Source organism: Porphyromonas sp. C0026D3 (assembly GCF_056590775.1).
In genome coordinates this window covers 60,196-74,531 of the sequence record NZ_JBWPWU010000008.1, presented here as the reverse complement: position 1 = coordinate 74,531, position 14,336 = coordinate 60,196, and the positions used below count along the sequence as shown (strand labels likewise).

General features: G+C 53.9%; 10 protein-coding genes. 5 read left to right on the top strand and 5 right to left on the bottom strand.

The annotated features are described in order from the left end of the window. Positions 1–30 precede the first annotated feature (30 nt). On the top strand, positions 31–6,222 hold the full coding sequence (sov, locus tag AC1EK1_RS07515; RefSeq protein ID WP_480306534.1) for a T9SS outer membrane translocon Sov/SprA: 6,192 nt from the start codon (positions 31–33) through the stop codon (positions 6,220–6,222). Positions 6,223–6,264: 42 nt separating this feature from the next. Here the strand turns inward: sov and dprA are convergent, their stop codons facing one another. Genes dprA through AC1EK1_RS07490 form a run of 5 tightly spaced genes read right to left on the bottom strand, consistent with a single transcriptional unit; the run spans position 6,265 to position 10,194 of the window. Beyond that, complete coding sequence (dprA, locus tag AC1EK1_RS07510) at positions 6,265–7,410, bottom strand: DNA-processing protein DprA (protein WP_480306532.1); 1,146 nt, start codon at positions 7,408–7,410, stop codon at positions 6,265–6,267. Continuing rightward, the gene (locus AC1EK1_RS07505) at positions 7,407–7,820 is read right to left on the bottom strand and encodes an acyl-CoA thioesterase (protein ID WP_480306531.1); all 414 of its coding nucleotides are present in this window, start codon (positions 7,818–7,820) and stop codon (positions 7,407–7,409) included. The genes dprA and AC1EK1_RS07505 overlap by 4 nt, the downstream gene beginning before the upstream one ends. Next, entirely contained in the window at positions 7,817–9,049 is a 1,233-nt protein-coding gene (locus AC1EK1_RS07500) for a peptidase U32 family protein (protein WP_480306596.1), read from the bottom strand. The genes AC1EK1_RS07505 and AC1EK1_RS07500 overlap by 4 nt, the downstream gene beginning before the upstream one ends. Positions 9,050–9,088: 39 nt before the next feature. Further along, positions 9,089–9,709 carry a GTP cyclohydrolase I FolE gene (gene folE / locus AC1EK1_RS07495; RefSeq protein WP_480306529.1) on the bottom strand — a complete coding sequence of 207 codons (621 nt, stop codon included), beginning with the start codon at positions 9,707–9,709 and terminating at the stop codon, positions 9,089–9,091. Beyond that, on the bottom strand, positions 9,706–10,194 hold the full coding sequence (locus tag AC1EK1_RS07490; protein WP_480306528.1) for an SPOR domain-containing protein: 489 nt from the start codon (positions 10,192–10,194) through the stop codon (positions 9,706–9,708). The genes folE and AC1EK1_RS07490 overlap by 4 nt, the downstream gene beginning before the upstream one ends. Positions 10,195–10,594: 400 nt before the next feature. Between AC1EK1_RS07490 and AC1EK1_RS07485 the strand changes: the two genes are divergently transcribed. Genes AC1EK1_RS07485 through AC1EK1_RS07470 form a run of 4 tightly spaced genes read left to right on the top strand, consistent with a single transcriptional unit; the run spans position 10,595 to position 14,269 of the window. Beyond that, entirely contained in the window at positions 10,595–10,798 is a 204-nt protein-coding gene (locus tag AC1EK1_RS07485; protein WP_480306526.1) for a helix-turn-helix domain-containing protein, read from the top strand. Between the two features lie 3 nt (positions 10,799–10,801). Beyond that, on the top strand, positions 10,802–11,848 hold the full coding sequence (locus AC1EK1_RS07480; protein ID WP_480306525.1) for a DNA cytosine methyltransferase: 1,047 nt from the start codon (positions 10,802–10,804) through the stop codon (positions 11,846–11,848). Then, entirely contained in the window at positions 11,845–13,257 is a 1,413-nt protein-coding gene (locus AC1EK1_RS07475) for a protein NO VEIN domain-containing protein (RefSeq protein WP_480306523.1), read from the top strand. Before AC1EK1_RS07480 ends, AC1EK1_RS07475 begins: the two co-directional genes overlap by 4 nt. Further along, a complete protein-coding gene (locus tag AC1EK1_RS07470) occupies positions 13,244–14,269 on the top strand; it encodes a DNA cytosine methyltransferase (protein ID WP_480306521.1) in 1,026 nt (341 codons plus the stop codon). Before AC1EK1_RS07475 ends, AC1EK1_RS07470 begins: the two co-directional genes overlap by 14 nt. Positions 14,270–14,336: the final 67 nt, after the last annotated feature.

Sequence of the window (14,336 nt, the reverse complement as noted above, 5' to 3'; positions counted from 1 at the left end):
ATCGCAAAGCGCACAAGCGTCCTAAAGTATATGGACAGAAGACAACGGAGCCGGATAGCCCGACTGATAGTATGGTATGGTCTCTGCGTACTTCTGACACTTCTCCCTCTGCAACAGATGGTCGCTCAGACCCGACCGGACTCCGTAGTCTACGACCGAGAGGGGCACCTATACCTGATCCACCAAAAAGACTCTGTCGGGGCATGGCGGCTGGCAAAAGTACTGTCGCTCAAGGAGTACCTAAAGTATAGAGAGACACAGTTACTCTCTACCGATCCCACTCCGGTACGGTCTATCCGTGAAGTTCCGCCCAAGCGGGAGCCCCAAGGGCTCAGTCTGACTACCGTTGGTGAAGCCCGTTTACGGCTCGAGCAGACCACCATACGTGATGGATCACCGATGCTGCCGGTACAGATGCGTCATAGGAGCTATGTAGGTTTTAGCTACGAGACAACACTCGGGGTCCAAGCCTCCTACGGTGATCATATACGGATGGACCTCCGATACAATACCCACACCACACTGCCGGCCGACCGCCAGTCTGTCCGGCTCGCCTATGTCGGTGATGAGTACGATTTGGTCCAAAACGTCCAAGCCGGCAATATCCAATTCACAAGTCAAAACCCCTTGGTGGCCCTCGGCAGTGACCTCCTTGGATTGCGATCGGACTTTCGGATCGGGCCACTGAGCCTTACAGCACTAGCCGCTCGCCGGCACGACAATGAGCGAAAGATCCGGATCCAAGGGGGGAAGCGTCTTCTTCCTTTTGAGGTGCGTAGCTCTGAGTACCAGTTTGCCCAACACTTCTTTCTTTCCGAGTTTTTCGCACGCAAGTACGATCAAGCTCTCTCCACCCTTCCTCTCGTCACAAGTGACCTATACATCCGCCACGTGGAGCTTTGGGTCACCGATACTCGTAGACGTTCGACGGACCACCGGACAGCCGACCTCACCGCCTACCCGGAGTGGGCCCTCACGCTGGACACTCCCCCATCGTCCGACACTTCGGGATCAAAAGGGCACTCCCTCCACAATGCCACACGGCTGCAGGAGTCGGACTACACCGTCCACCCAACCCTGGGCTTCATCTCTCTCAATTTTCCACTTGCCGAGCGTCAACAGCTCGCTGTAGTTTACAGCTACAGCTACAAGGGAAAGGACTATCAGGTAGGTACTTTTGTCGGTGAAAGTGACCACCTAGAGGCCGCTCTCCTATCCGGGGATACCAAGTTGCCAAGCGATCCTCTATGGGAGCTGATGATGAAAAACGGATACAGCATCCCCTACAGCAGTCGCCCGATAGAGCCCGAGGATCTGACGCTCAACATTTACTACCGGACACCAGGCACAGCCATAGACCGCCCCACAGACACAGGAGGGAAACCATGGATCGAGAAGTTTGCACTCGACCGGACGGATCTTTCGGGTAGCTCCGCTCGGGCAGATGGACTTCTGGACTACTTGCCGGGGACACTATTCTTGCGCAATGGAGGGACCCTTTTTCTCCCTTTCAGGAGGCCGTTTGCCACGATTCCCGATGAGCCATACACCTCACTCTACACGACTACCCCCGCGCAAGCCATTGAGGACACAGAGCTTGACCGCTTTGTTCTACGAGGCGACCTCTCAGGTGGCGAGACCAGGAGCATACCTCTGGGGACCACCTCGCTCGCACCGGGAGACCTAACCGTCCGCACACCGGCACGCATACTGAGTGAGGGGCTCGACTACTCTGTGGACTACACCACCGGCACACTCACGCTAAACACACCACAGGCAGAGTCTGTGGAGGTGACTATACGAGAGCGCGAACTGGCACGAAAAAAGGAAAAAACACTCATTGGGCTGGAAGCTCAGCTACAACTCCTGCCCGGCCTATCACTTGGCGGGACCGTGCTGGACTACACCGAGACCCTTCCGACCCGGAGAGTCCGACTGGGCGAAGAACCCCTCCACAATACCCTCTGGGGCATGAATGCCACCTATGACTACCGGGGAAAAAGGCTCACCGACTACCTCGACCACCTACTCCCCGGACGCCTGCAAAAGCCCGTAGCCCTGCACCTAGAGATCGCTTATGCCAACCTAAAGTCCAACTACAACACTCCAAAGGATCAAGCCATCGTCCTAGAGGACTTTGAGCAAAAGGGGAGGAGCATCACACTGGTCTATCCACACGATTGGTCCATAAGTGGCAACCCCTTTCCGGAAAACAGCTCTGCACTTGATCATAGAGCTCGACTGGCATGGTACACGGTCGACCCACTTTTGGTAAGAGACGGAGTGCCGGGCCAGCCAACTTCCCTCCGAGACAATCTCCCGGAGCGGACCAACCCATTGGTATGCGAAGTCGCCACTCAGGCACTTTTCCCCGGCCGAGACCCGGGTCCGGCACAGCAACAATACTTGTCTACCCTCAACCTCTCCTATTATCCCCAAGAGCGTGGCCCATACACGGCCGCTCCCTCCACACTGGATGCCTCCGGCCATTTTGTGTCACCGGGAGAGAGTTGGGGCTCCATCACACGCCCCTTGGAGGTCACCGACTTTGAGCAGGAGCAGATCCTCTACCTAGAGGGCTGGTTACTGGATCCTTACACACTGGACCCCAACACTTCACCCGGGGAGTTGTTGATCGACTTGGGGCGTCTCTCCGAGGAAGTTCTGCCAGATGGCCAACTCTACTACGAGGGGCCGGGGAGCTACACCGACAGCGACTATGGGCGAGTACCTACAGAGATTGCCGACACCTACACTTTTGACCAAACCGGTGCGGTACCCTTGGCGCTTCAGGACAGAGGACTTGATGGGCTCAGTTCGGAAGAGGAGCGACGACACCCTCTGTACCAAGCACTACTTCGGCATACCTCCGACCCGGAGGTTTGGAGAGACCCTGCGGCAGACGACTACCGTTTTTACCTTGGAGAGGAGTGGGATCGCACCGAGGCTACCGTCCTAGAGCGCTACAAGTACATCAACGGCACAGAGGGCAATACCGGCGGTCACACAATTCAGGGGATCCGGAGTGCGGCCACATGGGAGCCGGACAAGGAGGATCTCAACCGCAACTTCTTGCTGGATACCGAGGAGCACTACTTTCGGTACCGACTACCCCTCAGCCCACCGGCTTTGACCAAGGAGCACTCTCCCTATATTGTCGGAGAGCGCACCTACACGGTAGACCGTGGAGCCGGGAGACAGACGACCGTCCGCTGGATCAAGTTCCGCATACCTCTGGATCACCCCCACTCCGAGTATGGCTCACCGACACTCCGCGATGTGCCATCCGTCCGCCTAGTGTTGCGAGGATTCACCGCCCCCATCCACCTTCGGTGGGCATTACTTCGCTTCGTCTCCTCCTCCTGGCAAAACTACAACCGCCCCATCGACCCCAAGGACACCCAGACGGCCTCCCTTGCGGTCAGCCAACTAAGTTTGGAGGAAGACTCCGGGCGCAAGCCCATCCCCTACGTCTCACCTCCCGGAGTCGGGCAAGAACTCATCTTCACTCCCATGTCGCCTATGCGCTCCGATGAGCGTGCCCTTGCCCTCACCTTTGATCAGCTCCACCAAGATCAACCCGTGGCTGTCTTTTACAACCCCCGATGGGACCTCCGCCACTACGATCACCTCACCCTACACACACACCTCCACTCCGAGCAGGACCTACGGTCGGGCGAAGTGGAGCTCTTTGTCCGCCTGGGCTCGGATTTCACCCAAAACTACTACGAGATCCGGCACCCACTCTCCCCCACGCCGCTCGGTGACTATACCGGCTACACACCTTTCGACCTTCGTCGACTGGTATGGCCCGATGAAAACAAGCTTGTCCTCACCCTCTCCGAGCTCACAGCACTCAAGCAAGCGCGAGACCACGAAGGGGCCGATCCCGGGCAGCCCTATCGACAAGGCAATATCTGCCTCAAGGGCTATCCCACACTTGGCGAAGTCTCCTCTGTCCTCATAGGTTTGCGCTCCCGCACTGGAGGGATCCTCTCCGGAGAGGTCTGGGTCAATGAGCTCAGCGTATCCGGCACACGGCACCTCGGAGGCGATGCCCTACTCACCTCCGGTACCCTCACACTGTCGGATCTACTAGATCTGCGTGCGGAGGGGGGCTACACCTCCGCAGGATTCACCTCCCTTACCCGGGACAGTCGCTTTACCTCGCTGGAGGACACTCGATTTCTAGCCCTCTCGGGCCAGTTCGACCTCTCTTACCTGGCACCCACCACCTGGCAAGTCCACGCACCACTTCGCTTCTCGACCGAGCGTCGCTCCACCACCCCCTTTTACAGTCCCACCCACTCCGATCTACGATACGACCGCGGACGGGATGGCGAAAAGGGCATGGGGCACCACCTCACCTCCCTGTGGCACCTAGAGGATTGGCACCTCGGGCCCATCATCGCTTCCGGAGCCTTCTACGACCCCTCCAACCTCCACTTCTCCTACCGGCTCCACCACTCAGACACCAGGTCACCCTACCTACCCGTCAGCAAGGAGCGACGGATGAGCACCGAGCTCCTCTACGACTATCGTCCATCCCCGTCCAACAGCCTATACCTCTCCTCCTCATGGGATCGTCTCTACCGCCACACACTCCTACCGGGTGCCGACAAGGCCGTCACCCTGAGCCACTGGAAGTGGGACCGAGCTCTCCGTCTACGCTACCAGCCGATTCAGTGCCTGTCCGTGGGGCTTACCGGATCGACCACAGCACTCATCGAGGAGCCGATGGCCCAAGCGCACACCGCCAATACGGACCAAGCCTTCAGCCTCCTCTCCGGTGAGCTCCTGCGGGCTATCAAGTCACTTGGCCGCACTGAGCACTATCGGGCCACCACCGACCTCACCGCCAGACTACCCCGGCTGCAAGCCCGGCTTTTGGCTCCTCTGACCGCCTCAGCCACCTGGCGCACCACTTTTGACTGGCAGAGGGGCCTTCGCACGGCCACTGTCCAAAATGGGCATCAAGCCAGCTCCACCGTCTCTCTCGACGGACGCTTGGCGTACGATCTGGAGACCCTTTTCGCAAAAGACAGCCCCTTCCGGCCCAAGCGCCTCTCCTTTCGCGCCGGGTATCAGACCGGTAGCACCATCCCCGGCCTGGGGCTGGAGGCCCGCAGTGCTATGGGGGTACCACAGCTCTACCTCTACCAACTGGGGTGGACAAGCGGCCCGGCCACGCTCTCCAAGGCAATACAGGACCGGTGGCTGCTCACGGACCTCTCCTCGCCCCGACAAGCCAGTCACTACGTCCGACAAGAGTACGAGGTCACTTGCTCGGCCCGGCTACTCCCCGGACTGTTGCTGGAGCTCAATCTACAGGCACGCAACCATCGACACACCACCCTGTCCCGAAAAACCGGGACCCCTCTCCGCCAATCGGGCAGCATTCGCCTCAGCAGCTGGGGTCTACGCTCCCTTTTCGAGAATTCTCTACAGCGCTCCGGTCACCCCTCCACCCTCTACGACTCATTTATCCGGCTCTGTGCCGACGGACAAGCCCCGGAGCAGGCTTTTGTGGCACGGTACACACTGTCAGGGAGGCTGACCGGAGGATTGCCCGCCTACGGGACACTACTTCCGGCTTGGCTCATCACCTACGATCTGACCCAAGCATCGCCCCTACTCGCCCGACACTTCTCCACCCTCCGACTCGAACACCGCTATAGTGGCTACCTGGATGTCCCGGCATACGAGCAGACGACAAAGGGGCTCAGCCTGCGCACCATCACCCAGGTCGACGAGCTAAGTCCACTGGCCGGGCTCAAGCTCACCACGACCTGGGGGCTCACCATCGGTGAGCAGTACACCCTGCGGAGATCCAATACCCTGCTCCTCGCCTCCCTGCGACTGCTGGAGCAGCACGATACCCAGCTGCGATCCACCATAGGCTACACGAGAGCCTTCCCGGCTCCCTTTGGGGCCACCCTTCCGCTTCTGGGGGACACACAGCACGAGATCAGTGCATACCTCACGCACACCTATATTCGGACCTACCTGCTAGCGCGCAACATCCGCACCGGCAGCTCCGTCGCCACACAAGGGCTGGATACCCACCTCCTCCAAGCCTCCATTGACTACAAACTCTCCCAAGCCCTCACCCTTCGGGCGTTTTGGGAAGAAAACGCCCGTCGTCCGCTGACCACCGGCCTTGATCACCCCTTCAGGATGACCTCCTACGGGCTTATGGTCCTACTTAGGCTACAACCCTAGGGGGCTGTCGGCCTATCACCTTGGTGCGGTATTGGTGCTGGGTTAGCCGTGTTGGATCAGTCGGTATCGTCCGCCCGGGAGGGAGCGGACCCGTCCCTCCAGTTCGAGCCCAAAGAGTAGCGAGGAGATCGTGGAGATCGGCTCCCCAAGACGATCCGAGAGGTCGGCCAGGGAGAGTTCACCGTACCGGGTCAGTTCGCGCAAGATAGGATCCACCTCGGCAGAGTCGGCACCCTCCGGTGCGGCAAAGGGGAGGGGCGTGCCTTTGGGTTGAGACGACCGTATCAGCCCCAGATCCTCCAGTACCTGCGAGGGGTTTTCCAGGATGGTGGCCTTTTGTTGTGCGATCAGGCGATTGCAGCCCTCCGAGGTGTGGTCAAAGAGTCGCCCAGGCACAGCATAGACCTCTCGGCCGTACTCAAAGGCCAGTGCCGCAGTCACCATAGCCCCGCCCTTTTCAGGGCTTTCGGCCACGAGGGTTGCACTCGAGAGGCCGGCGACGATACGGTTGCGAGCGATGAAGCGCTGTGGAAGCGGCTTGGTCCCCAGCGGATACTCCGTCAGGAGTGCCCCTCCACTCTCACGGATCCGGCAAGCCAGCTGTCGATGAGTGGCGGGGTAGATCGTTTGCAGCCCATGGGCCAGCACAGCCACCGTGCGTAGTCCTGTCTCCAGTGCCAGGCGATGGGCCACCGCATCCACACCGTAGGCCAGTCCACTCACGATCACCAAGTCGGGGCACACCGTCGCCCACTCGCCTATGATATAGCGCAGGGCATCCTCTGCATAGGGGGTACAGCGTCTGGTTCCGACGACCGCAATCATCGGGGCATCCACCGGGAGGTCACCGGAGGCATAGAGGACCAGGGGGGCATCCGCACAGTGATCCAGTGCCTCGGGATAGCCGGGCTCTCCCGAGCAGATGAGTCGGATAGGATTTCCCCTCAGGCACTCACGCTGCAGGAGGAGCGACTGCTCCTCCGCTTGCCGAGAGGCACCGGACGAGTGGTGGAGGAGAGAGGCCAGCTTGCGCCCCACCCCCGGTGCATCGGCCAGTTGTCGCTCCGAGGTACTGTACAGGGCAGTGGCCGATCCACAGTAGTCGATCAGTCCGCGCCCCGTCACCGGTCCCACCCCCTCAGTCAGGCTGAGCCGGAGGAGGGCCTGCTGCTCCGCTGTGAGGTTCACCTCTCCCCAAACTTTTGGAGGAGGTCGGCCAGGTACTCTCCACGGGTGAGCTTACCTCGATCGAGCACCACCACATGCACCTTTGCTCGGGTGCAGACGACCCCATCTCGCTCACGTACGACATCCTGGTGAAAGATATGGCGCACCCCCTGCCGCTCAAAGTTGATCCCCACCCAAAAGCGCTCGCCACTCCTCAGCGACTCCTTGTAGTCGATCTCGACACGAGCCACCATGGCATCGATCCCCTCATCATGCATCCGCTGAAAGTTGTCCCCCATCGCCTCCAAAAACTCATGCCGGGCATGCTCCATGTAGTGGAGGTAGTTGGCGTTGTTGACCACTCCTTGGAGGTCGCACTCGTAGTCGCGCACCTTCATCTCCTCTATATAGCGATACTCCTTTTTGTTCATTCCTTTTGTGTTTTTTTCCTCATCACATACAGGCGGTCATTGGGGCGTATTTTCTCCGGCACCTTGCAACTAAAGAGGGTCCCCTTGGTCCGGACAGCCGTGGTCGGCTCGCCATCATTGAGACGCATCCCCTCTGCGGCAAAAAAGACGGCACCCGTGGTCGGACCCGACACCAGCAGCTCCTCCCCCTCCTGGACATACGAGCTCTCCAGCTCAAACTCCCCCACGCCGATCTTGCCATAGTACTTGCTCACCCGACCCACAGCCACCTTCACCCGTGTGGCGGAGGAGCCATACCTATGCGTCCACTCCCCAAGCCTCCGGCCGAGATAGTACCCATCCCAAAAACCTCGGTTGAATACCCGGCTCAGACGCTCATTCCACGCCTCGATCTTCGCCTCTCCGAACGTCCCATCCAGGCAGGCCTCTATCGCCTCGTTGTAGCAGGAGCAGACGGTCCGCACATACTCAGGCCCTCTGGCGCGTCCCTCAATCTTGAAGACCCGCACCCCGGCATCCATCATCTTGTTGATGAAGTGTATCGTCTTGAGGTCCTTGGGCGACATGATGTACTCATTCTCCACCGCCAGCTCCTCGCCCGTGCTGTTGTCCGTCACCCGATAGCCGCGCCGGCAGATCTGGTTGCAGGCCCCGCGGTTGGCGCTCGAGTTCATCTCATGCAGGCTCAGGTAGCACTTTCCACTCACCGCCATGCACAAGGCTCCGTGCGCAAACATCTCGATCCGGATCAGACGGCCGGAGGGGCCGCAGATATGCTCCTCCACGATCGCACGATGGATCACCGCCACCTGCTCGAGAGTCAACTCGCGTGCCAGCACCACGACATCCGCAAAGCGGGCATAGAACCTCAGCGCCTCCACATTGGTGATATTGAGCTGCGTACTCAGGTGCACCTCCATGCCATGGCTATGCGCATACTCCAGTGCCGCTATGTCACTCGCTATGATCGCCGATACCCCGGCATCGATGGCGGCATCGATGATCTGCCGCATCAGCTCCATATCGTCGTCGTAGATGATAGTATTGACCGTCAGGTAGCTCTGCATCCCCCGCTCACGGCAGAGGCGGGCCAGCTCACGCATATCCTCGGTGTCAAAAGTCTTGGCCGACCGAGCCCGCATATTGAGCCCCTCGATGCCAAAGTAGATCGCATCCGCACCGCCCTGAACAGCCGCCCAAAAAGACTCCCAGCTCCCCACCGGAGCCATGATCTCATAGTCCGAACGGCTTTGTCGATCTCGTACCACTTACTTTCGGATTAGGTTCATGAATTCCTCCCTTGTCGACTCCTGCCTAAAGGCTCCCGTAAAAGCCGAGGTTGTCGTCACGGAGTTTTGCTTTTGGACCCCACGCATCTGCATGCACATATGCTGCGCCTCTATCACCACCATCACCCCCAGAGGGCTCAGTGCCGCCTCGATGCAGTCCTTGATCTGCGTAGTCAGTCGCTCCTGCACCTGCAGACGACGGGCAAAAATATCCACCACACGAGGGAGCTTGCTCAGCCCCGTCACATAGCCATTGGGGATATAGGCAATATGCACCTGACCAAAAAAGGGAAGCATATGGTGCTCACACATGGAGTAAAAGCCTATATCCTTGACGATCACCATGTGGCGATAGTCCACCTCAAACCTCGCCGACATCAGCACCGCCTCAGGATCCTGGCGGTACCCTTGGGTCAAAAAGCGAAGCGCCTTGGCCACCCGCACAGGGGTGTCCACCAAGCCCTCGCGATCGGGCTCCGGCTCGAGCAAGCGCAGCACATCCGCTATCCTCGTGGCAAGCTCTCGCTCGGTGTACTCCACCAGGTCGCGATCCTGGTCTTCCGTGAAGTAGGGGTTGTCGTGATGGGCGGATGCACTCATAGTGGTACCTTCACTGTGGTTCGGACAATGTACATACTCCTGCCATGCGACGGGAAAGCCTCACGCATACGCTCCAGGCACTCCTGTGCCTCCTCGCGGCTCACAAAGTCTCCCACCTGCACCCGCCAAAAAGGCGCCTTGTAGATCGTCTCCGTCGTCAGCTCCGGAAAGTGAGCACGCACCTGAGCCGAACGCTCGGCGGCCACCTCCTTGCTGTTCACGGCGTTTCCACTATAGATTTGCACCCTATAGCCCTGCATCGAGCGGTGGCGCTCTCCACTCACCTCCGGATCACCCGGCCGGCACATCCTCACCAAGGCCGCAATAGCCGGTGACTGATAGATACGGACGACACCCTGGCCGGGCACATCCGACTCAAGCTCCTTCAGCAGATCACGCACCGGCGCGACCTCCTGTGCCTCCACAGAGGGGGCAACCAACAGCAGGAGCAACAATAGTATGGGGTAAAGTTTATTCCTTTTCATGCCACAAAGATAACATTTCTACCCCTATTTCCGAGCCCAAGGCCTCCACCCCGCACTATCTTTGGCCCGAAAAAAGAAAAAAACGGAACCGCCCAGGATGACTTCATTTGAGAATGTTGCACGAAGTGCCATTCTCGCACATTTGAAGCAAATGTGCTGAGACTTTGCACGAAGGATGAGATGCAAGGCCTGAGGATGAGGCCAAGGTGCACGTAGGGCACCAAGGCCTACCTGGCCGAAGGGAGCGTACTCACGTACGTGACCTAGGCCGAATTCCGAAAGCAACGCCGCAGATCGCCTTCGTGCAACTGTCTCTATATGCAAACGTTCTGATTTTCTTCGTTTCTCTCACTATAAGTTCATATATTTGCAGGTGAATTAAGTAAAGTCGAGATACAATATGGCACAAGATAAAGGACATGGCAATCTCATCAAAGAGCAGTTAAAAGCTAAGGGGTATACGCAAGTATGGCTTGCGGAGCAACTTGGGGTGTCTTTTAGCATTACGAATGCTTATGCCTGTAATCGCAAACAGCCCAATCTTAAAACCATTTTCAAAATTGCGGATTTGCTCGGAGCTTCTCCTAAAGATTTAATAGAATAAAAAGTGAAACAACTTACATTTATTGATATCTTTTCGGGATGTGGAGGAATGTCTCTTGGTTTTGAGATGGCAGGTTTCGAGGGATTACTGGCTATTGACAACTGGCAAGATGCACTTGATACCTATGTTCATAATCGCCCCAAAGCACATACGTTTTACGGAGATTTATCAACGCTTAACCCTGTTAAGTTGAAAGAGGAACGAGGTATCAAGGATGTAGATGTTATCATTGGCGGTCCTCCTTGCCAAGGATTTTCTATTGCTGGCAAACGAATCATAGATGATGAACGCAATGCTTTATACAAGAGTTTTGTTCGTTTTGTAGCAACTTTTCGCCCTAGGGCTTTCGTTATGGAAAATGTGCCCAACATCCTTTCCATGGCAGGTGGCACCATTAAATATGCCATTGTAGAAGAGTTTACAGCCTTGGGGTATAGCGTCGAGTATAAAGTATTGCTAGCCTCAGACTATGGTGTCCCTCAAAATCGCCGTCGAGCCTTTTTTGTAGGATTATTAGGTGGTCAACCTTTCGAGTTTCCGACTAAGAGTATTGAGAGTCCTATAACTGTATCAGAGGCTATATCTGACCTGCAAGAAGACTCTCTTGAGGATGGTAGTCCCTACACAATTCCGCCACAGTCCGACTTTCAGAGACGAATACGAGAGCGTAGTATCGGAGTATATAACCACCAAATCACACATCATACTGCCAAGACTATTAACACAATAGCACTTGTGCCTGATGGTGGAAATTATAAGGATTTACCCTTAGAGCTACAAGGCACAAGAAAAGTCAACATCGCTTGGACAAGGTTGAATAGTCAACGTCCTAGCTTTACCATAGATACAGGGCATAATCATCACTTTCATTACCTGTACAATCGTGTACCTACGGTCAGGGAAAGTGCACGACTGCAGTCATTTCCAGACGACTTTATCTTCAAAGGCAACAAGGGAAGTCAATTAAAACAAGTCGGTAATGCTGTGCCACCGCTCCTTGCTAAGGCGATAGCCCAAAAATTAATCTCTCCAATAAGCAAAATGTTATGACGACATATAATCCAGAGAACCAATATCGTTGTACTATTATACGAGGCAAAAGTCAATCAGATATGGAAGATTTGTTGCCTTGTTATGCCAATATGGTTAATTTGATTTGTCCTTGTACTAAGGAAGAATTTGATCAAAGAGCTAATCAGATTATATCCAAAGCGTTATTTCAAACTTCAGCGTTTGAAGAGCTTGGAGATAATAATAAAAAAACGATCCGCAATCATATTACAGAGATAGCTGGTACCTTACTAGGTTTGTACTACATAGAGTACGATGAAGCAACTTCTCAAAAATTGGTATATGAATCGGAATCTTGTCATGTACTTCGAGAGAAGATGGACAATACGCTGTTTTTTAAAAATCTTTGTTTGAACTTTCAGTTTCCTAATGGAGAAAAGAAAAGCGACAAGCTCTATGAGGATTTTTCAAACTCAATACAACTCAAGCCCTTTTGCTTTATCGTTGCGATGTTAAAAGAGGCAGAAGAGCGTAATATTCGATTGCTCAAACAGGAAATCGGATATTACGCTTTGAACAACCTAGATGTATTACAAGGAAGAGTATCAGCTAAAGAAGTAGTGGAGAGAATTATTTCTGATAGATCGAACAACATTAAGCGAACTCCGCTAAGTGGCTCTCACGATTGGCAACACATCAAAGAACAGTTTAATCTTCTTGAACTGACTAATATTGTAGAAGTCGATGCGAGTCATATCTGGCTCAATCCTTCATCCAAGCAAGCGATAGATCTATTCATAAGTAAAGAGAGAGACTTCTTATTGTCTCCCAAAGGAGTAGATTTTCAAAATATAGACTGCTTGAGAGCTTTTGCTTCTGATTGGAGACACCTCAAGGGACAGTTTACAGGCGAGCTTCAGACTATTAAAGAGAATGACCCAAAAACAAGCTCCTCTGTGGCGATTAGTAACGGCTCAGCAATCAAATCTACGATTGATTTGGGAGATGAAGGAGAAGCACTTGTCTTTCAGTTGGAACAGGAACGTATTCGTTTATACAAAGCTCGTCTTGTCAACAAGGTTCTTCTATTAGGTAAAACAAAAGGACTTGGGTATGATATCTGCTCTATAGAGGGAGATGAGAATCCCCATAATCCAGAGTTTGCTAGATATATAGAAGTAAAAGCTACAAAGAGGGTGACCGAACCCAAATTTGATAAGAATTGGTCTGATTCTCTCTATTTGACAAGTAAGGAATGGATCGCAGCTCAGCAATATAGAGAATACTACAATGTTTATAGGGTATATTTTACAAAACACAAAACAATTGTGATTAGAATTCAAAATCCCTACTTGCTTGCAGAAAAAGACGAAATCGAAGTATACCCTACAATTTATCAGATGAATTTTGGGGCATCCGTAATAGAAAAGCGTTATGAAAAGGGCTAAACTAAAGGTTGCTTCTTTATTCTGTGGCTGTGGAGGTAGCGATTTGGGAATGCTTGGAGGCTTCGACTTTCTGTCTAAGCACTATCCCTCTTTGCCTTTTGAGATTGTATTTGCTGTGGATTTTGATAAAAAAGCCACTGAGACCTATAATGCCAATTTTTCTCACCCTGCGATCTGTGCTGACATTCAAGATATAGATTTTCACGCGATTAGCGATGTAGATGTTATGATTGGCGGTTTTCCTTGCCAGTCATTCTCTACGGTAAATCCAACTAAAGACACAAATGACGCTAGAGCTAATCTATACAAAGAGATTGTCCGTTTTTTGCAAGAAAAAAAACCTCGTTTCTTTATTTGTGAAAATGTCAAGGGGTTGATGACTCTCCAAAAAGGAGAAATCATTCGGAAAATTGTGCGTGAGTTTTCTGAAGAGGGTTATGCTATATCATATAAATTGATAAAGGCTGTTGAATTTGGAATACCACAAAAACGAGAGAGGGTCATTATCGTGGGAATTAGAAATGACATCAAAATCAAATACGAGTTCCCTAAACCATTTCTCGAACCTTCGACATATACCCCATTGTCGAGAGTCATTGATACGCTTGATTTAGAGGATAAAAAATATTATTTCTCTGAGCGAGCAGTCTTAGGCATGAAGAATGCTAAGAATAATATGAAGCGAGGATTATGGCAAGACCTCGATCAACCTTGCCTGACCATTACATCTCATCTTGCTAAAGCTAGCTTAAACTCAAGAGATCCTGTTTTACTTGTTGATCCCCAAAAAGAATTATATCGTAGATTTACACCAAGAGAGGCAGCTCGTATTCAATCGTTCCCCGATGCATTTCAGTTCCCTGTCTCCGATACGTATGCGTATAGGCAAATAGGCAATGCTGTCCCCCCAGTGATGATGTGGCATATAGCAAAGGCTTTGGCTGATAATGTTATAGAAGAAGTATCTGAGACCGACAATAGATACATCCCGAAAAGGAAAGGGCTGTCGTAGATTTCTTTTAGCTCAGACTGAAATATACTTCTACTGCATTGCTTGCAAAGACAAAGCTTTTGTTGTT

Excerpts from the sequence above, each read along its gene's own strand:
- sov (WP_480306534.1), top strand. The coding sequence starts at position 31 with ATGGACAGAAGACAACGGAGCCGGATAGCCCGACTGATAGTATGGTAT.
- AC1EK1_RS07505 (WP_480306531.1), bottom strand. The coding sequence starts at position 7,820 with ATGAACAAAAAGGAGTATCGCTATATAGAGGAGATGAAGGTGCGCGAC.
- AC1EK1_RS07500 (WP_480306596.1), bottom strand. The coding sequence starts at position 9,049 with ATGGCTCCGGTGGGGAGCTGGGAGTCTTTTTGGGCGGCTGTTCAGGGC.
- folE (WP_480306529.1), bottom strand. The coding sequence starts at position 9,709 with ATGAGTGCATCCGCCCATCACGACAACCCCTACTTCACGGAAGACCAG.
- AC1EK1_RS07490 (WP_480306528.1), bottom strand. The coding sequence starts at position 10,194 with ATGAAAAGGAATAAACTTTACCCCATACTATTGTTGCTCCTGCTGTTG.
- AC1EK1_RS07485 (WP_480306526.1), top strand. The coding sequence starts at position 10,595 with ATGGCACAAGATAAAGGACATGGCAATCTCATCAAAGAGCAGTTAAAA.
- AC1EK1_RS07475 (WP_480306523.1), top strand. The coding sequence starts at position 11,845 with ATGACGACATATAATCCAGAGAACCAATATCGTTGTACTATTATACGA.
- AC1EK1_RS07470 (WP_480306521.1), top strand. The coding sequence starts at position 13,244 with ATGAAAAGGGCTAAACTAAAGGTTGCTTCTTTATTCTGTGGCTGTGGA.